We start from the raw sequence: 19,132 nt of genomic DNA, 5'->3' as shown, positions 1-19,132 counted from the left end.
CGATGAAATGGAGTATTCCAGAGCGAATCGTTGAACAAGGGCGCGAATATATGCAAGAAGGCCGGGTCTTATCTATCGTTCAAAATCCAGAAAAAAGGATCTGGTTGTCTGAGGTTTTAGGGGAAGAACTTTATCTTGTTGAATTGGATGGTACCGCCAAAGAACAAGATGTTTGTGAATGTCAATATTGGATGGAACATGGCTATTGCAAGCATACAGTGGCAGTTGAACTGGCACTGAAACAACGAGGCGTGTCAAGAATTATTCAAGCGAATCAAACAGTCAATTTTGAGAAAACAAATCGATCAACAGCTGAAATGTTTACCAAAGGCTTTGCCAAATTAAGCAAAGCTTCTGCCGAAGTTCCCTTGCAGCCTTTACGTTTAGAATTTCATTTAGATGTGATCGAAACGAATAATTACTATCCAGAATTATCAACGATTGGTCTTTCTTTAAAAATTGGTTTAGAAGGCACCAAACCTAAAACATATATTGTGAAAAATATTGGTGATTTTTTACAAGCATATGAAAAGGAAATGACTTTTATGGTGAATAAACAACACCAATTTACTTTGCTACATGATTCTTTTTCAATGGAGATTCAAGAAATTTTAACAGAACTTGCGGCAATTTATCATACCAGCCAATTATTAGGTGCAAACGGTATTCAAGTTAAAGGGAAAATCGACAAACGTTATCTATTATTACCAATTGATCGCAGTCAATCGTTAGTTGAAAAAATGAATCGAACGGGTCAGTTTATATTGACCAATCAAACTCATAAGTATCGCTATCTAACGTTCAAAGAAACCAGTTTGCCACTTACGTTTACAGTCCAAAAAACCGAGGAACAAAGCTTCAAATTAACTATTCAGAATCCTATTACAACGTTTCTAGCCCACTATCACTGGGCGATTGCGGATCAAACGGTTTATTTACTAACAGAAGAGCAGGAAGCCATCTACACCACGTTACTTCAATTAATGAAACGCTTGGAAGAGCCGTCAATTATTTATGAAAAAGAAACAGTTTCTGATTTATTTAGTGAAGTGTTACCATTATTGGAAAAAATTGGTCGAGTGTCTGTTGAAGAATCAGTTGAAGAATTAGTCGTCCATCATCCTTTAAAAGCAGTCTTTATTTTTAAGAAAATTAAAGGTCGGATTAACGCTCGGATTGACTATCACTATGGAGAAGTCATTTTCTCGACAAACCCGAAATATGCTCAATTACCTGAAGTTAATCAAGAAATCGTTCGAGATAAAGCAAAAGAAACAGCAATTAAGCAGCAATTTCAACAGTTTGCCTATCAGCAAACAACCACAGGCTTTGAAAAAGTCTTACCTGCTGGGGAGTCCTTGTATTATTTCTTTAAAGCCGAAGTTCCAGCTTTCCGTCAATTAGGAGAAGTTCGGATGGGACGGAAATTACGGGAATTGTATTTAGATGCCCAGCATCATCAACCAACGATTGAAGTTGCGGAAGGGGATTCTTGGTTAGATATTCGGTTTGATGTCACTGGCATTGATGAAACCGAAATCGATGCAGTATTGACTAGTCTACTACGTAATGATGCTTTTTATACGTTAAAAAGTGGTGAAATTCTTGCTTTTGACTCAGAGGAATTTTTCCATACAAGTGCAATTTTAACGAAGCTGCGAAAAAATATGCATCAAGAAGACAATGTCATTCATGTGCCCAAAAACCAAGGCCTCATGATCGAAAGTTTATTAGAAGACAACGAGCGGGCACATTTTTCAGATTCCTTTAAAAAAATGGTCACGGATTTAACGCATCCAGAAAACTTTGAAGCGCAAGTCCCCAAAACCTTACAAGCAACGTTACGCCATTACCAAGAAACAGGGTATAAATGGCTGAAAATGCTTAGCCATTATCAATTTGGCGGTATTTTAGCTGATGAAATGGGTTTAGGGAAGACACTGCAAACCATTACCTATTTACTTTCGGAAAAAGAAGAAGAGTGCTTGAAAGGGACAGCTTTGATTGTCGCTCCTGCAAGTTTAACCTATAACTGGTTAGCCGAAGTCAAACGTTTTGCGCCAACCTTAAATGTTCAAGTGGTTTCTGGCAACCGCCAAGAACGAGCAGCGCTTTTACAAAATAGCACCGAAGATATTCTGATTACTTCTTATGCAAGTATGCGACAAGATGTTCAGCTTTATCAGGAAATGCGTGTCGGCTATTTGATTTTAGATGAGGCCCAAATGGTTAAAAATAGTGGGACTAAAACGGCGCAAGCCTTAAAAAGTTTAAAAGTACCCCAACGTTTTGCATTAAGTGGCACACCAATTGAAAATAATTTAGATGAACTGTGGTCAATTTTCCAAATGATCTTACCGGGATTGTTCCCAGGCAAAAAAGCCTTTCGAGAAATTAAGCCGGAAGAAATTGCCAAAATGATTCAACCATTCATTTTACGACGAGACAAGAAAACGGTGCTTGCAGACTTACCAGAAAAAATTGAAAATAATATGTACAGTGTCTTAACAGAAGAACAAAAAACGGTTTATTTGGCATATCTAAAACAAATGCAAGCAGATGTCAGTCAAATGGATCAGGCGACCTTCAAGAAAAATCGCATGAGTATTTTAGCAGGCTTGACCCGTTTACGACAAATCTGTTGCGATCCGCGTTTGTTTATTGAGGATTACACGGGAGGTTCTGGCAAAGTGGAACAAGTCAAAGACTTTTTAGTGGCTGCCAAAGAAAACAATCGTCGTGTCCTATTATTTTCTCAGTTCACAAGTATGCTTTCTATCTTAGAAAAAGAATTGAATGAATTAGGTTTAGAGACGTTCTATTTACGAGGAAGTACGAAGCCTCAAGATCGGTTAACGATGGCGAATGCCTTTAATGAAGGAGAAAAAGATGTCTTCTTAATTTCATTGAAAGCAGGGGGAACCGGACTAAATTTAACTGGTGCAGATACAGTTATTTTATACGATTTATGGTGGAATCCCGCAGTCGAAGAACAAGCGGCTGGTCGGGCACACCGCATGGGACAAAAAAAGGTTGTTGAAGTGTGGCGGATGATTGCAGAAGGAACGGTTGAAGAAAAAATGAATTCCTTACAGCAAGAGAAACGCGAGCTGTTCCAAAAAGTGATTCAAGGAAATGAAGAGCAATTAGCGAAAATGACGGAAGAAGATATTCGCACAATTTTAAGCATTGGAGAATAGCCGTTCAACTTAGTTGCTATCTTATTTAAAGAGAAATGGAGTAATTCGTTTGAAACAAAAAGAATATATGGAATATCGGCCGCTAGGTGAAGAAATTGAACGGATTCGTAAAGGGAAAAATATTCCTCTGCGTGTCTTTGATGAAAATGGTGTTTCTAGTCGAAGTTATCAACGCTTTGTCCAAGGAAATAGTGAATTGCGTATTTCGGATTTAGCCATTATTGTGGAAATCTTGTCTATTTCGCCGATGGAAATGACAGAAAAATTAACGCCAATGTCCAAAACAGTTTTAGCTAAGGAGCAGTTTAATCAAGCAATCTTTAGTAAAAATTTTCAAGAAAGTAGTCGAATCGTTGCAGATTATCGGGCGTATTATGAGAAATCGTCTTTTGCTTTAGGAAAGCAAGAAGTAATGTATTCGATGTTGGCGTTGGAATATCTTTTTAACCCTCAAACGGTTGTGACAAAAGAGGAAATTATTGCATTAGAAAATCAGATTCTGGAACGATTAATTAATGCCGATGTGTATACTATTTTTAATTTGAAATTTTTAGCATTACAAAAAAATGTTGGCTTGCAGCCGTTTCCAACTTCGTTACTTTTTCGTGTACTACAATCTGTCAATGAGCGGGAAATTATTGATATTCGCTCGCTAGAAATTATCGAGCAAGTAATTATTGATTTTTTATTTGCGGCGATTGTCAGCCAAAATGTTCCCCATATTCTTCATGTATTAAGCATGTTTAAAGAATATGAAGTGGGTGAAAATAACTGGCGAATGATCCTCTGGAAAAAAATAGCAGAAAAAATAGAAATGATTTTAACCAATGAAGAAATATTCGCAGATTGGTCAATCTTTAAAGAACAAATCCTTTTATCTATCACATTGTTTTTACCAAAAGCCAAACAAGAATTTTTTGCTGGGCAATTGGAAAAAATAGAGGATAGTTTAAAAGAAATAAAAGAAAACTAGGCATAATTGAGAATTTGTCATAATACATTCTGGTTGTGTTTAGCGACAAAGAGCGCCAAATAGGGGTAGAAAACCCTATTTGGCGCTCTTTGTCTTGTCTATACAAATTAATTTGGACAGTTTGTCGTAATTGAACCCATTTTCAGTTGATATTCACTATAATTAAGAAAATATCAGGAGGTGAAGTTTATGAAAAAAATGTGCATCTCCGCAGTTAGTGCCTTACTTTTGGCTAATAGTTTGCTACTTCCTGTAACAACTTTCGCCGAAACGACCGAAACAATCGCATCCTCCAGTGAAGAAAATGTTTCATCTGTTTCAGAAGAAAAGATTCCAGAAACTTCATCGGCAGAAGAGCAAAATTCAGCAACCAGTAGTTCGGAGATTCCCCAATCAGAAGAGTTAACGACTGTTGAAACAAGTGAAGAGCCGCCAAATGAAGCACTAGCGATAACGGAAGCACAACTGATGATGCCCCAATTATACGCAGGTGCTGTCTTAGATAAAGCGACGCCTATCAGTACACTATTTCCTGATCCAGCCTTTGCGGAAAATATCAGAAAACAGTTAAGCAAATCTCGGACCTCTAATACTGTCACCCAAGCAGAATTGGATAAACTGAATAAAGTTATTTTAGAAAATGTCGTTGTTTCTAATGTGGAAGGAGTTCAATACCTAAGAAACTTAGAAGAATTATCTTTTCAAGATTCACTCAATGTAACAGATTTGAGTCCTTTTGCTAAAGGTGAATTTAAGCTATTACGTTTTTTATATATGAGAAACAATAAAATAGCTGATCTTAGTCCGTTAGGTCAAGCAGGATTAATTAATTTAGAAGGCTTGTATGTTGAGAACAATCAATTAACGACATTAAATGGACTTGAAGGAATGGCTGCTTTAAAAAATTTAAGTATCCAAAATACGACAGATCATCCGTCAAAAATCACGCCGAATAATCGAGTGACTTCCTTCGACCCGCTTCGTTCTCTTCGTAATTTAGAAACCATTTGGGCTGCCAATAATCAGATTGCTACTTTAGATGGGCTTACGGAAGCAAATAACCTACTCCGTCTTTATGTGGAAAATAATCAATTAAAAACAATTGCGCCCTTGGCGAATAAGCCACGTCTAGAAGAGTTGAGTATTATGAATCAAACGATTGCTAGTCTGGAAGCTTTAAGCACTGTTCCTAATCTGCGTGTACTGTATGCAAGAAACAATCAAATTTCTTCCTTGGCACCGTTAGAGAAAACACTCAATCTAACAGTTTTAGATGTGGGAGAAAATCAAATTTCAGATATCAGTCCGTTAAAAGGCTTAACGGCCATTACAGGGCTAGATGTATCTAATCAAATGATTATCTTATCTTCTGTCGATTATATTGCTGGGAAACCACTGCAATTAAAAAATAAGGTGGTATCTCGTGATGGTCAACTATTTCCACCGCTGACGATTAGCCCTTATGGAAGTTACGATGCCACAAAAGGACTGTTTGAATGGAATTTACCCAAAGCTCATGAAGGCGTTTCTTATATCTGGGAATCAACAGATAAAGCATACTTAGGGAACTTTTCTGGAACAGTCGTTCAACCTGTCAAAGAAGTTTTCTTAAGTGAAACGAAACTATCTTGGTCAAAAGAGCGTATAGAAAAGTCGATGGAAAAAACAATCGATATTGATGACTTTCAAAAAACAGCCCTGCCTTTTTATTGGCAAGATGTCGATGCTGGGAATAGATTACAATTTATTGTCAAAAAAGAGGGCCAAGAAATCCAGAAATTAGCAGATGAAACAACCACTAATTCTAAAACATTTAAGGAAAAAGCCTTGTTATTACCAGAACTAACTTATGGAAAACAGCAGTTGGTCGTGGAAGTCTATGATAAAGGCTACAAGATTGATGAATTAGCGCTAACAGTCACTGTGGTTGGCTCTGTCAGGTTCAAAACGGTACCCACAGCGATTTCCTTTGGGAATGAGCTGCAAATCGCTAGTAGCACGACCCAATATCCAATTGTTTCCATGGATCAACCATTAGTGATACGAGATACTCGTCAAACGGGGAATAATTGGTCGCTTGCACTAACCGTTACTTCTGATTTCAAATCTGAATCAGGTGCTACGTTGCCGAATATTTTAAAATTTAGAACCAACCATCGCTTACAGGACATTCCAGAAGGCCAATCGATTCTTGTTCACAACCAAGTCAATGGACATCAAGAAACAAATATTTCTGATCAATGGAAAGAAAATGACCAAGAGTTGTTATTATCTGTTCCTGGAGGGACGGCCAAAGCAGAAGAATACGAAGCAAAACTAACTTGGCACTTGATGGACGTACCTGATGGCAGTGCAAAATAGGGGGTGAGTCTTATCAAAAAAATAGTTAGCGGTGTATTGCTATTAGGATTGATTTCATCAGTTGATGTATTTGCTGAAACAAATGCCTATCCGACAAATGCAGAAGTTTCTTTTTATGGCGAGTATGAGCCACCAGCCAACAAAGAAAAACCAGATGGTAAGATACCACAGCGTTTCCCCAAGCAGTCGGAAGCAATCCCAGCAATGAGTGGAGAATCATTGAAGCATTCAACAAGTAAAACGGTTGATCAAAAAGGCTCAGGCTTCTTACCTCGAACTGGTACTAAACAGCAACAAATGTTTAATTATCTCGGAATAATAGTCATCTTTATGGCTAGTTTTATTTTAAAAAAAAGAAAGAAGGAACAATAAAATGAAAAAAATTATCTTATCAACAATCCCCGCTATCACTTTAGGCGTGGCTATTGCACCAGAAGTGAATGCAGAAGAAAAAAACTATGAATCAAATGCTATCGTTGAATTTACTCCGGATGCCTCTATCAACAAACCTGTCGATCCAGTGAATCCAGATACCGAAAAACCTGTTGAACCCTTTGATCCAACGACACCAGACACAGGCAATAAGCCAAATGAAGGAACAACTGGTCCACTAAGTATCGATTATGCTTCTAGTCTAGACTTTGGCAAAAATAAAATTTCAAATAAAGATGAAAAATATTATGCAAATCCACAATACTTTTTCTTGGCAGACGGTTCTGGTCCTGATTTGACTAATCCTAAACCAAATTATGTACAAATTTCCGACAAACGCGGAACGAATGCCGGTTGGGCCTTAACAGTTAAACAAGAAACACAATTAACAGCGACAAAAGAAACATTAAATAAAGTTTTAGACGGTTCAGAAATTAAATTAAGTCAAAACAAAGCAGTGTCTAATTCCAAAGCAGTCACACCAACTGCGCATGAAGTAACTTTAGTAGCTGGCGATTCATCAAATGTGATGTCTGCCGCTGAAGGTCAAGGTTCTGGAACTTGGCTTAGTGCGTTCGGTGGGATTGAAAAAGTGGAAGTTGACGGTGAAAGCGTAGATAAAAATACAGCGATCACATTAACTGTACCAGGAGCAACACCAAAAGATGCTGTTCAATACAAAACTGTTTTAACATGGACAATCGCTGATTTACCAAGCGTATAATTATTGAAACTATAACAATAGAAGAGAAGGAGCACTAACATGAAAAAAATGACCATCGCAAGCAGCTTAATTTTAGCAACCATCGCGGTAGGCACACTACCAGTTCAAGCAGAGGAAGTGGCTAATCGCGACACAGATGCTATTGTAAAATTTAAAGCACCAGATGAAAAAGATCCTAACAGCAAAAATCCTGTAGTGGATCCAGAAGACAAAGACGGCAAAGATCCTGTGACACCTATCGACCCAGTAAATCCTGACAAACCAGTTGATGAAGGTTCTACAGGTCCCTTAACCTTGGACTATGCTTCAAGTTTAAACTTTGGTGAAAATATCATCAGCACAAAAGATGAAATCTATTTTGCATCAGCACAAGTTTTAAAAGATAAAAATAATGTTGAAAAAACGGGTCCATTATTTGCTCAAATTACAGATAATCGTGGAACTTTAGAAGGCTGGACTTTATCTGCAAAACAAAATTCTGCATTTACTTCTGCTACAAAAGGTCAGACACTTGAAGGAACTGAAATTGTCTTTCAAAATGCTTCAGCTGTGACAGCAGGACAAAGTGCTGCACCAACAAGTTTAGCGAGCGTAACTTTTGGTACAGTGGGTGAAAGTCATAACGTGATGGTAGCCGCAACAGATCAAGGTGCTGGGAAATGGTCATACTTATACGGCAATGCTAGTTCAATTGCTGAAGTTGACGGCCGTCAAGTAATGAAAGATGTTCAATTAAAAGTGCCAGGTAAATCAGTTAAATTAAACGATGCCTACAAAACAACAATTACTTGGACATTAGCTAATACGCCAGTATAAAAAGAACCTTTTTGGAGAAAGGAAGAGGGGAACTCAGCCTTTCTCCTTTACATAGAAATGGAGTGTAGAGCGAAATGAAAAATAGATATTTTATTCTGATGATCCTAAGTTTTTATTTCTTTGCTTTTGGGATTGAAACCTCAGCAGCAGAATTACGATTTAGTGTTGAAACAGAAATTCCAGAAAACCAAATAGATAAAACAAAAACATATTTTGATTTAATGATGAAACCAGACCAAGAACAAATTTTGAAAGTTCGAGCGGCCAATAGTACAGATGAAAATTTAGTGATTGATGTTAGTGTGAAGTCGGCCACAACAAACAGCAACGGAGTGATTGAATATGGTGAGTCGTTGACAGCATTAGATAAATCTGCACCAGCAGATTTATCAGAAATCATTCAACTGAAAGACGGCGGTGAGAGTGTTGAATTGCCTGCTAAAAGTGAAAAATTAGTTGAACTACGAGTGAAGATGCCTAAAGAAGAGTTTTCAGGGCAACTAGCGGGCGGGATCACGTTTAGTGAAAAAGTCGATGAAACGAAAGACAAGCAAAAAGAAAATACAAACGGCTTAGCAATTGAAAATCGCTATGCCTATACAGTAGCTGTTTTACTTCGAGAAAATGAAACAGTTGTGCAACCTGAATTGTCTTTAGAGAAAGTTGAACCGACGCAAAGAAATGCGCGCAGTGTTATTTCTGCAACACTACTAAACCATGAAGCAGCCTATCTTCAATCAATGAAAGTAACGGCAAATGTTAAAAATAAGAAAACAAGTAACGTTATTTTAGAGAAAGAACAAGAAGATATGCAAATGGCGCCCAATTCAATTTTTAATTTCCCTATTCCTTATGAAGAAAATGAAATGGAAGCTGGGACGTATGTATTGGCAATGACTGTGGAAGGCTCAGGAAAAAAATGGCAATTTACGAAAGAATTTACGATCTCAAAAGAAGAAGCAAAAACATTTAATGAGAAAGATGTAACCGTCAAAAAAACGGAATCTAAACTTATTTATCTCTTAATCGGTTTATTGCTCCTTTTACTGATAATCTGCCTGTTCATCATTTTACGTCTGAAAAAACAAAAAAATAAATAAAAAAAAGCCGCTCTTCAAATTGAAGAACGGCTTTTTTTAAAGATTAAATAATTTCTCCACAGTCGGACAAAGTTCGGTGAAACAAGTGACTTCTGCAAGGTGTGATGCAGGTTGGCAACTTGGTAGTTCACGAGAGCGGTGGTTAAACCAAAGAGAATGCCAGCCACCATTACGTGCGCCTACAATATCATTGTCATAACTATCACCAACATATAAAGTATGTTCAGGTTCCATACAAAATTGATTACAGGCTAAATCAAAAATTTCCTTTTCAGGTTTTTGAAAACCCGTACTTTGAGAAATAATGATATTTTGGCTTGGAACCCATTTTTCAAGATTCAATTGTTTAACTTTTTTAAATTGATGGTCTGTTGGACCATTTGTAATAATCCCCATCGGAATTTCTTTCTCTTGTAAAGTATCAAGAAGCTTAGTAACTTCTGGATGCATCGTAATATTATCCAATTCTTCTTCATAAACTTGTTGGAAAATTTTTCCTTCTTCTTGTGAAATTCCTGGATAGTTTAGATCCTTTAATGTTTCATTCATCCGGAAAAACCGCATGAAATCTAGGGACCATTCATTGGCTAAAACTTTCGGAAACGTTTCATCGCTGTGGTGTCTAAAACGAAGATACAATTCATGCATATCCTCTGTCGCAACGTTTGGGAAAATTTTAGTCATCGCATTTCGAAAGGGTTGTTGCTGATCGTACAGCGTGTCATCAACATCAAAAACAATGGTTCTCATTTAACAAGTGCACCTCTTAACTTTTTTACAAAACTTTTCATATGTTATATTGTAGCCGATATTTTCACAAATAAATAGAGTATTTTTCACTGTATTTCAAGGTTTTGTACAGAAATCAAAGCCTTGCGGGGAAAGACAATTATAGTTATTTTTACCGAAAAAATGGAAACGATAAATGAAAAAATATTCTGATAATGAAAAGTTTGTGAAAATGATTTTGAGTCAAAGTTACTTAAATAACACGTGTTCTGATAGAAGTTAGAATTTTGCAAGAGACAGTCTTTTTCCGTATAATGAATGAGAATGAAGGGGGAGAGTTAGGGAGTTATGTTAAAGCGTTTTTTTGGGTATTATCGGCCGTATCGTCGATTATTTATTTTGGATTTTGGGTGTGCCGTTTTTGCGGGGCTGTTAGAGTTGGCTTTTCCAGTAGCAGTCAACCAAGTAATTGATAAGATTATGCCAAAAGGAGATTTTCGCCTCATTGCATTAGCTAGTGCGGGCTTATTTGCATTTTATATAATCAATACGTTTTTACAATTTATTGTGGTTTATTTTGGTCATATGTTAGGCGTGAATATTGAAACAGATATGCGTGAAGAATTATATCAACATCTGCAAAAACAACCGTTTGAGTATTATGATAATCAAAAAACAGGGAAATTAATGAGCCGTTTGACCACTGATCTTTTTGAAATTTCAGAAGTGGCGCATCATGGTCCAGAAGACGTCTTTATTACGATTATGACGTTAGCAGGTTCTTTTTTATTAATGTTAACCATTCACGTGAAATTAGCCATCGCTACGTTTATTTTATTGCCATTTATCACGATTGCGCTAGGTTATTTTAATAAGAAAATGACAAAAGCGAATACGGATATTTACGATAATTTAGGTGAATTTAATGCTGGGATTGAAGCGTCAGTAAGTGGGATACGTGTCACGCAATCTTTTGCAAATGAACCATTTGAACGAAAACAGTTTAATTATTTAAATCAAATGTATCGAAAATCGAAATTATATTTTTATAAGGTGATGGGTGTCAGTTCCGCCTATAATTACTTATTAATTCGTCTGATAAATTTATTTTCATTAATTTTTGGTGCGTATTATACAATTAAAGGAGAAATTACAGAAGGACAGTTTGTAGGATTTATTTTATTAGCCAATATTTTTATTCGGCCGATTGAAAAAGTCAACAATATGATTGAAAGCTATCCCAAAGGATTTGCTGGCTTTAAACGTTTTACGGAAGAAATGGACAAACAACCGTCCATCAAAGATTTGCCAGGAGCTGTTGCTGTTCCGCATTTAGAAGGAACGATTGCCTATAAAGATGTTTCATTTGCTTATGAAGATGGCACAAAAGTTTTAGACCATATCAATTTAAAAATTCAACCTGGTGAAACCGTTGCTTTCGTTGGCCAAAGTGGTTCAGGAAAAACGACCTTGTGCAATCTGTTGCCTCGTTTTTATGAAGTCAGTAGTGGTGAAATTACGATTGACGGTAGAAATATCCAGAAAATGACCTTGGCTTCATTACGTAAGCAGATTGGAATTGTTCAACAAGATGTGTTTTTATTCCCTGGAACATTACGAGAAAATATTGCTTATGGGAATTTAAATGCTACAGAAATAGACATTCAACAAGCGGTGAAATTAGCACATTTAGAACATGTAATTCAGCTAATGCCAGATGGCTTGGACACAATTATTGGCGAACGTGGCGTGAAATTATCGGGCGGTCAAAAGCAACGAGTGGCAATTGCGCGAATGTTCTTGAAGAACCCGCCGATTTTAATTCTAGATGAAGCGACTTCTGCATTAGATACAGAAACAGAGCAAGTGATTCAAGAGTCATTAAACTCGTTAGCTGACGGGCGAACAACATTAATTATTGCCCACAGACTGGCAACGATTAAACATGCTGATCGAATAATCGTAGTGAGTGACCAAGGAATTTTAGAAGATGGAACACATGAAACTTTGTACGCGCAAAGAGGCCACTATCGTCGGCTGTACGATGCTCAATTTAGAACATAAAAAAACCCGCGAATAAAACTTCGCGGGTTTTTATTATGTTTAGTTAGCGCCGAACTTTTCTTCCCAAACCAACAGCATTTTTCATTCGTTGAAGTGTTTTGTTGGCTACCAGGCGAGCGTTTTCTGCGCCCTCATCTAAAATCATATCTAATTCTTCTGAAGCTAGAAGCTCTTGGTAGCGCACTTGAATAGGTTCTAATAAGGCAACTACTGCTTCTGCTAAATCTGCTTTGAAGTCTCCATAGCCTTTGCCTTCGTATGCTTGAACAAGTTCCTCAACAGTTTGACCTGTCGCAGCAGAATAAATATTTAGTAAGTTAGTAATGCCAGGCTTTTCTTCTTTATTATATTCAATTACACCAGTTGAATCAGTTACGGCAGAGCGGATTTTTTTGCGAATCACTGCTGGCTCATCAAGCATTGAAATAAAGCCCTTCACATTTGTATCGGACTTACTCATCTTTTTCGTTGGTTCCTGTAAGCTCATAATTCGACTACCTTGCTCAGCGATTTTTACTTCAGGCATCGTTAAAATTTCTTGATTTTTTTGGGCGTAACGTTTGTTGAAGCGTTCCACAAAATCACGTGTTAATTCTAAATGTTGTTTTTGATCATCTCCGACTGGCACTAAGTCAGCGTTGTACAACACGATATCACCAACCATTAACGGAGGGTATGTTAAAAGACCAGCGCTTACGCCAGCACGACCATTTTTTTGTGATTTATCTTTAAATTGTGTCATTCGCTCTAACTCACCAATAGAAGTATTGCACTGAATGATCCAACCAGCTTCTGCATGCGCACTCACTTCAGACTGTATGAAAATTGTTGCTTTTTGTGGGTCTAAACCAACCGCTAGGTAAAGAGCTGCTAAGCTACGAATTTGTTGGCGTAGCTTTTGCGGTTCTTGGGGAACGGTAATGGCATGTTCATCCACAATACAAAAATAACAATTGTATTCATTTTGTAATTCGATAAATTGTTTCATTGCACCAATGTAATTTCCGATTGTCGGAGTACCACTGGGCTGAATACCAGAAAAAATTGTTTTCATTAAATAACCACCTGACTTTAGACTTAAGATAGTGAATAGTTCTATTATACATTTTATTAGAAAAAAATACATGGGAACTTCTTGAAAAATCACCAAGAGAAGTAAATTATAACAGCGACCATAAAAATAGAAAACTGTATTACTTTTTTACAGAATCATAACGAATATCCATAAAATTTCATAAAAATTAACCCTAATTTTACACGGATGTAATGAAGGAAAAATAAACAAAGTTAATAAAAAATGTTTAAAAACCCCTAGTATTTTTATTAGAAATTAGGTATACTGGTTTTAAATAGAGGAACAGTACAGTTCCCTGTTTCAGAAACGCGATGATTCGCGAAAAGGAGTGATGCACAATGTTGACACTTTATACTTCCCCGAGTTGCACGTCATGTCGTAAGGCTAGAGCCTGGTTGCAAGAGCACGAAATTCCTTTTAAAGAAAGAAATATTTTTTCTGAACCTTTAAATATTGAGGAATTAAAAGCAATTTTAATCATGACAGAAGATGGAACAGAAGAGATTATCTCTACTCGCTCTAAAGTTTTCCAAAAATTAAATATGGATTTGGACGAGCTTCCACTTCAAGATTTATTAGAGTTGGTTCAAGAAAACCCTGGATTGTTGCGTCGGCCAATTATGATTGATGAGAAAAGATTACAAGTCGGTTTTAACGAAGATGAAATTCGTCGATTCTTACCAAGAGATGTTCGACAACTGGAATTGCGCCAAGCACAATTAATGGCAGGTTTATAAAAAATATAAAATTTTGTTCTTTATTTGTTAATTGTAATAAAGAACGATTCATATGAATTTAGGGCCAGGGATTTTTATCTCTGGCTTTTTAATACATATTTAGAACTTGTATTCATTTGATTTGGCAGAACGTGGTCAAGGAAAAATAGTATCTTTTTTGGAGAGACTGCGTTAAGATGAAGAGGTAGAAGGAGCGAAAAACCAATCGTTAAAAAAGTTCAAAGTTTATAAAACGTTCGCTAGTTTTCGAGGGTTTACAGACTTTCCACTTTACTTTTGTGTAGTTTTCGCTACAATGAACGTAAGAAGTTTCCTGATTGAAGCAAAGAGAGGTGTAGCGCTATGGAAATGGAACATATTAATGAAAATACGATTCGTGTGTTAATTGGCAACGAAGACCTGGCGGATAGAGGGATTACTTTTCTTGACTTACTAGGAAACCACAAAGATGTTGAAAATTTCTTTTATAGTATTTTAGAAGAAGTTGATGTCGAAGATGAATTCCAAGGTAGTGAAGCAGTCACTTTCCAAGTCTTGCCTAAAAATGATGGCTTAGAATTGTTTATTAGTAAGAATGTCGCTATGGACGACTTGTCTTCCTTAGAAGGTCTGAGCGAAGTCAATGCAGATGTTAGCGAATTGATTCGCAAACAAATTGAAGCAGACAAAGCAGCCGCCGATGAACTTGACGAGATGGAAGCCACAGATGAAACAAACAGAAATGTAATCTTTGAATTAGATAATTTTGAAGCGATGATTCAATTATCCAAAGAAGTCTTCATGCAATCTGTTTTGACTAACTTATACACGTACAACGATCGTTATTACTTACAAGTTTTGTTCTTAACCGATGAATTAGAAAAAACAAATGTTGACAATGAAATTGCACAGATTTTAGAATTTGCTCATAAAACAACTGTCACTCAGGATACTTTAGTCGAATATGGCACTTGTATTATGGAACGCAGTGCGTTGGAATTAACACGTTATTACTTTAATGATTAAGCAAAAAAGCAAAAACTTTCGAGTTTTTGCTTTTTTTTTTGATGAAAATTAAGAAACTTTGCGTAGTTTATTTATGAGAGGTGAAAATCATGTTAACAGCTTTAACGGCAGACAACCAAGAATTATTTTCTTTAATCGATTGCTCGATTGATGAATTAACACAGATACGAAGCGAACAAGCTTTTGTGTGTCCAATGTGTCATCAATCGGTCATTTTGAAGGCAGGCCCCATTAAAATACCCCATTTTGCTCATCGCAAAAAGAATAGTTGTTGGTACGAAGCAGAAGCTGAAACAGAAGAACACCTCCGCTTGAAGCAGCTTTTTGCGGAAAAGTGTTTGCGTGAAAAGCTGTCTTTTCAAGTTGAGGCATACTTACCCGCCTTGAAGCAACGCCCAGATTTACTCATTGGGAAGATAGCCATTGAAATTCAATGTAGTCCGTTGCCAATTAAACGTTTGGTGGAACGGACGGAGACTTATCAAACTCATGGCTATCAAGTTGTTTGGATTTTAGGTGAACGATTAGTGCCTAAAGACAAGCTCACGCAATTAACGAAACAATTCCTTTACTTTTCGGAGTCCTTGGGATTTTATTTATGGACGGCCAATAAGAAGCAAGAACGAATAGAATTACTTTGTCATATTGAAGAGAGTCAATGTCAACAATTTTATAGAAGAAAACAATCATGGGATTTTTACGAAAAACAATTACTAGAAATCTTCCGACTACCGACCGCTAATTTAAATTTACTGCCAGATAGACGGCACACTGGCCAATTGATGCATGATTATTATCAAAAATTGACGCAACAACTTGGTTACAGAAATGCTCAGTTGCTTAGAACACAAAGCTTTTTATACACGAAAGGTTGTCACCTTCTCCAGTTACCTCCTTGGTTTTACTATCCTGGATTGAAGCTAATACCTTCTTCTGAAGAAGATATTCATTTAAAAATGCTTGTTTGGGAAGCACTAAAAACCAAAGAAGGGCGTTTAGTGACCAAACAGGAACTATGGCGTATCTTGGAAGCTAGTTTTTTGGAAGAAGGGAACTTTATTTGGCAACCGCTGCCGAATATTGGCTTAAAAAAGCTTTTTAAAATCGTAGGGAATAGCTTATTGAGCTGGTTACAAGAATGTTATGTGTTAATTAAAGTAAACAATAAGTACCTAATAACTAGTATTTTCCTAAGAGAAGATCCTGAAAAGCTCATTCATTGGCTAAAAAAAGTGAAAAAACAACATTTTTTTAGTCACACGTGTTAAATTATGATAGTATAATGAGTAAAACGTTTCTTAAAGGAGAGTAAACTATGAGCGAAATTAAACAATTACCAACACGTGATGAAGTTCCAACTCCATTGACTTGGGATTTAACCAAAATTTTTAAAGATGATGCTGCTTTTGATGTTGAGTATAATCAGTTGACAGAAGAGCTAAATCAAGCAGAATCATTTAAAGGTACCTTAGGGAATGGTGCAGAAGCTTTTCTAGCTGCGTTAGAATACGTTTTAGATGTCTATCGAAAAGTGGAAACATTATATGTCTATTCTCATTTAAAAAATGATCAAGACACTACAAATACAGCTTACCAAGCTTTATATGCCAGAGCTAGTTCTTTATATGCACAAGTTAGTGAAGCTGTTTCTTGGTTTGACCCAGAGGTTTTAACATTAAGTGATGAACAAATCTGGGGATATTTTGAAGAGCAGCCGAAATTAGCTGTTTATCGTCACTATATTCAAAATATTTTAGATGAACGTCCCCATGTTTTATCGATGGAACAAGAAGCTTTACTGGCGGGGGCTAGTGAAATTTTTGGTGCCTCAAGTAATACATTTTCAATTTTAAATAATGCAGATTTAGAATTTCCAACTGTACAAAATGCTGAAGGCGAAACGATTCAACTTTCTCATGGCGTTTATGGTCAGTTAATGGAAAGTGTCGATCCATCTGTTCGTGAAGCAGCATTTAAAGGTTTGTACAAAGTGTACAAACAATTTAGAAATACATTAGCCTCAACTTTAGGTGCACATGTTAAAACGCATAATTATAAAGCAAAAATTAGAAATTATGATTCTGCTCGGGCAGCCTCTTTAGCAAGTAATCATATCCCTGAAAGTGTTCACGAAACATTAGTAGCTGTAGTAAATAAACATTTACCTTTGCTACATCGTTATGTAAAATTAAGAAAAAAATTATTAAACGTAGAAGAATTACACATGTACGACTTGTATGCGCCTTTGCTAGGTGAAGCACCAATTCGTTACAGCTATGAAGAAGCAAAAGAAAAAGCAATTGAGGCTTTAAAACCACTAGGTGAAGACTATCTATCTATTGTCAAAGAAGCTTTTTCAAGTCGTTGGATTGATGTGATTGAAAATCAAGGAAAACGAAGCGGCGCATATTCTTCAGGAGCTTATGATACAGCCCCATACATTTTAATGAATTGGCATGATAGTTTGGATCAACTATTTACATTAGTCCATGAGATGGGCCATAGTGTTCATAGTTACTATACAAGAAATAATCAGCCGTATGTTTATGGCGACTATTCAATTTTCTTAGCTGAGATTGCTTCAACCACAAATGAAAATATTTTAACAGAATATTTATTACAAACAGAAACAGATCCTAAAGTACGTGCGTATGTCTTAAATCACTATTTAGACGGCTTTAAGGGAACCATTTTCCGTCAAACGCAATTTGCGGAATTTGAACATTTTATTCACACGGAAGATGCTAAAGGCACGCCATTAACAAGTGAATATTTGAGTGAGTATTATGGCGAGCTCAATGCTAAATATTATGGACCAGAAGTAGTTAGAGACGAAGAAATCAGTTATGAATGGGCGAGAATTCCACATTTTTATTACAATTACTATGTTTATCAATATGCAACTGGCTTCTCAGCCGCTTCGGCATTGTCTAAACATATTTTAGCTGGAGAAGAAGGAGCTTTAGAGAAATACCTTAACTACTTGAAAGCAGGAAGTAGTGACTTCCCAATTGAAGTGATGAAAAAAGCGGGCGTGGATATGACACAAGCCGCGTATATCGAAGATGCAATGAAAGTTTTTGAAGAACGTTTAACGGAATTAGAAGCTTTGGTTGAAAAATTATAGACAAAGAAGTGGGATATAAGTCCAAATGACTTATATCCCACTTTTTAACTCTTAAGATAATTGGTTAACAGCTTTTGTCGCAGCATCTTTTTTATAATAAATGTAAATGTCCATTTGGAAAATGATAATTGGAGCGACGTTTAAATTCAAAGGTTGCGTCACCTTGGTTCAGCAACGGTTCGTTATGTGGATGGACACGACAAAGTTGTTTAATTTCATCCATGTTTTCAAAATTTTCGACTAAAATGCCGAAATCGTTCTCGCAAGTATAGTTGTAAACGACTGCGGTAGGATGTTGTTTAATCCCCATTTCTCGAGCAACTTTTTGGTCGGTTTGGAAAGATTCTTTGACAAAATCGGATTGTCGGTCTTTACGATACATATCAATATCCCCGCCGGCCGCTAGAAGTAGTTCTTCTGATAACTCAGGAGAGTAAGCTAGACCGTCTTCAGCTACTGCTTTTTGTAAGCCAATCAACAATTGTCGGCCTTTTTTTCGGCCTTGTAACTGTGCTGCTTTATAGTCAAGAGCGGCTGAGTATAAATCTTCAAAAATTCGATTCCGTCGTTTAATGTCATTAATCGGAATATGTTGACGACTCAAAAATTCATTGATCGTTTTCATGTTTAATAAAGGAATAAAGCGCAATTGTATTTTCTTCTTGTCGTTAACAGACAATTGTATAATTTCTTTTTCAATTTCTAAACAGACGCCGCCTAAAGGATTGACGAACAAATAAATTTCAACCATTCATACTTCCTCCAATGCCATGCTTTTTCAAATACAGG

At 36.5% G+C, this 19,132-nt stretch carries 15 protein-coding genes; 12 read left to right on the top strand and 3 right to left on the bottom strand.

Annotation, left to right across the window (positions count from 1 at the left end; genetic code table 11):
* Positions 1 to 2 precede the first annotated feature (2 nt).
* The 7 genes from IGL48_RS10995 (at position 3) to elrE (ending at position 9,606) form a co-directional block, all read left to right on the top strand.
* A complete protein-coding gene (locus tag IGL48_RS10995; protein ID WP_010777878.1) occupies positions 3 to 3,200 on the top strand; it encodes a DEAD/DEAH box helicase in 3,198 nt (1,065 codons plus the stop codon).
* Between the two features lie 67 nt (positions 3,201 to 3,267).
* Positions 3,268 to 4,173 (top strand): Rgg family transcriptional regulator ElrR, encoded by a 906-nt coding sequence (elrR, locus tag IGL48_RS10990; RefSeq protein ID WP_002385708.1) that lies wholly within the window; start codon positions 3,268 to 3,270, stop codon positions 4,171 to 4,173.
* Between the two features lie 189 nt (positions 4,174 to 4,362).
* Positions 4,363 to 6,534 (top strand): enterococcal leucine-rich protein ElrA, encoded by a 2,172-nt coding sequence (gene elrA / locus IGL48_RS10985; RefSeq protein ID WP_002384095.1) that lies wholly within the window; start codon positions 4,363 to 4,365, stop codon positions 6,532 to 6,534.
* Between the two features lie 3 nt (positions 6,535 to 6,537).
* Positions 6,538 to 6,906: an LPXTG anchor domain-containing protein ElrB gene (elrB, locus tag IGL48_RS10980; RefSeq protein ID WP_002384096.1), complete on the top strand. Its 369-nt coding sequence runs from the start codon at positions 6,538 to 6,540 to the stop codon at positions 6,904 to 6,906.
* 1 nt (position 6,907) lies between these two features.
* A complete protein-coding gene (elrC, locus tag IGL48_RS10975; protein WP_002384097.1) occupies positions 6,908 to 7,690 on the top strand; it encodes a WxL domain-containing protein ElrC in 783 nt (260 codons plus the stop codon).
* Between the two features lie 39 nt (positions 7,691 to 7,729).
* The gene (gene elrD, locus IGL48_RS10970; RefSeq protein WP_002362542.1) at positions 7,730 to 8,506 is read left to right on the top strand and encodes a WxL domain-containing protein ElrD; all 777 of its coding nucleotides are present in this window, start codon (positions 7,730 to 7,732) and stop codon (positions 8,504 to 8,506) included.
* 74 nt (positions 8,507 to 8,580) lie between these two features.
* Positions 8,581 to 9,606 carry a transmembrane protein ElrE gene (gene elrE, locus IGL48_RS10965; protein WP_010815254.1) on the top strand — a complete coding sequence of 342 codons (1,026 nt, stop codon included), beginning with the start codon at positions 8,581 to 8,583 and terminating at the stop codon, positions 9,604 to 9,606.
* Positions 9,607 to 9,642: 36 nt separating this feature from the next.
* Here elrE and IGL48_RS10960 read toward each other — a convergent pair whose 3' ends face one another.
* Positions 9,643 to 10,356: an HAD family hydrolase gene (locus IGL48_RS10960; RefSeq protein WP_002356474.1), complete on the bottom strand. Its 714-nt coding sequence runs from the start codon at positions 10,354 to 10,356 to the stop codon at positions 9,643 to 9,645.
* Positions 10,357 to 10,683: 327 nt separating this feature from the next.
* Here IGL48_RS10960 and IGL48_RS10955 point away from each other — a divergent pair, with 327 nt between their 5' ends.
* Complete coding sequence (locus tag IGL48_RS10955; protein ID WP_002384099.1) at positions 10,684 to 12,399, top strand: ABC transporter ATP-binding protein; 1,716 nt, start codon at positions 10,684 to 10,686, stop codon at positions 12,397 to 12,399.
* A gap of 43 nt (positions 12,400 to 12,442) precedes the next feature.
* On the opposite strand, the gene trpS is transcribed toward IGL48_RS10955, so the two are convergent.
* On the bottom strand, positions 12,443 to 13,453 hold the full coding sequence (gene trpS, locus IGL48_RS10950; RefSeq protein WP_002356476.1) for a tryptophan--tRNA ligase: 1,011 nt from the start codon (positions 13,451 to 13,453) through the stop codon (positions 12,443 to 12,445).
* Between the two features lie 359 nt (positions 13,454 to 13,812).
* Here trpS and spxA point away from each other — a divergent pair, with 359 nt between their 5' ends.
* The 4 genes from spxA to pepF all read left to right on the top strand — a co-directional run bounded on the left by spxA (position 13,813) and on the right by pepF (position 18,343).
* On the top strand, positions 13,813 to 14,211 hold the full coding sequence (gene spxA / locus IGL48_RS10945; protein WP_002356477.1) for a transcriptional regulator SpxA: 399 nt from the start codon (positions 13,813 to 13,815) through the stop codon (positions 14,209 to 14,211).
* A gap of 342 nt (positions 14,212 to 14,553) precedes the next feature.
* Complete coding sequence (locus IGL48_RS10940) at positions 14,554 to 15,216, top strand: adaptor protein MecA (protein ID WP_002356478.1); 663 nt, start codon at positions 14,554 to 14,556, stop codon at positions 15,214 to 15,216.
* Positions 15,217 to 15,305: 89 nt separating this feature from the next.
* Positions 15,306 to 16,484 carry a competence protein CoiA gene (locus tag IGL48_RS10935; protein ID WP_048949455.1) on the top strand — a complete coding sequence of 393 codons (1,179 nt, stop codon included), beginning with the start codon at positions 15,306 to 15,308 and terminating at the stop codon, positions 16,482 to 16,484.
* A gap of 47 nt (positions 16,485 to 16,531) precedes the next feature.
* Complete coding sequence (pepF, locus tag IGL48_RS10930; protein ID WP_048949456.1) at positions 16,532 to 18,343, top strand: oligoendopeptidase F; 1,812 nt, start codon at positions 16,532 to 16,534, stop codon at positions 18,341 to 18,343.
* A gap of 91 nt (positions 18,344 to 18,434) precedes the next feature.
* Here the strand turns inward: pepF and IGL48_RS10925 are convergent, their stop codons facing one another.
* Complete coding sequence (locus IGL48_RS10925; RefSeq protein WP_002368840.1) at positions 18,435 to 19,094, bottom strand: ClpXP adapter SpxH family protein; 660 nt, start codon at positions 19,092 to 19,094, stop codon at positions 18,435 to 18,437.
* Between the last annotated feature and the right edge of the window lie 38 nt (positions 19,095 to 19,132).

Source organism: Enterococcus sp. DIV1090, assembly GCF_050537975.1.
Lineage (GTDB): Bacteria > Bacillota > Bacilli > Lactobacillales > Enterococcaceae > Enterococcus > Enterococcus faecalis.
Note: the sequence above shows the minus strand (reverse complement) of the source record. Positions and strands in the feature narration are given on the sequence as shown.

Coding starts and splice junctions, on each gene's coding strand:
- IGL48_RS10995 (WP_010777878.1), top strand. CDS start 3: ATGAAATGGAGTATTCCAGAGCGAATCGTTGAACAAGGGCGCGAATAT.
- elrR (WP_002385708.1), top strand. CDS start 3,268: ATGGAATATCGGCCGCTAGGTGAAGAAATTGAACGGATTCGTAAAGGG.
- elrA (WP_002384095.1), top strand. CDS start 4,363: ATGAAAAAAATGTGCATCTCCGCAGTTAGTGCCTTACTTTTGGCTAAT.
- elrC (WP_002384097.1), top strand. CDS start 6,908: ATGAAAAAAATTATCTTATCAACAATCCCCGCTATCACTTTAGGCGTG.
- elrD (WP_002362542.1), top strand. CDS start 7,730: ATGAAAAAAATGACCATCGCAAGCAGCTTAATTTTAGCAACCATCGCG.
- elrE (WP_010815254.1), top strand. CDS start 8,581: ATGAAAAATAGATATTTTATTCTGATGATCCTAAGTTTTTATTTCTTT.
- IGL48_RS10960 (WP_002356474.1), bottom strand. CDS start 10,356: ATGAGAACCATTGTTTTTGATGTTGATGACACGCTGTACGATCAGCAA.
- IGL48_RS10955 (WP_002384099.1), top strand. CDS start 10,684: ATGTTAAAGCGTTTTTTTGGGTATTATCGGCCGTATCGTCGATTATTT.
- trpS (WP_002356476.1), bottom strand. CDS start 13,453: ATGAAAACAATTTTTTCTGGTATTCAGCCCAGTGGTACTCCGACAATC.
- spxA (WP_002356477.1), top strand. CDS start 13,813: ATGTTGACACTTTATACTTCCCCGAGTTGCACGTCATGTCGTAAGGCT.
- IGL48_RS10940 (WP_002356478.1), top strand. CDS start 14,554: ATGGAAATGGAACATATTAATGAAAATACGATTCGTGTGTTAATTGGC.
- IGL48_RS10935 (WP_048949455.1), top strand. CDS start 15,306: ATGTTAACAGCTTTAACGGCAGACAACCAAGAATTATTTTCTTTAATC.
- pepF (WP_048949456.1), top strand. CDS start 16,532: ATGAGCGAAATTAAACAATTACCAACACGTGATGAAGTTCCAACTCCA.
- IGL48_RS10925 (WP_002368840.1), bottom strand. CDS start 19,094: ATGGTTGAAATTTATTTGTTCGTCAATCCTTTAGGCGGCGTCTGTTTA.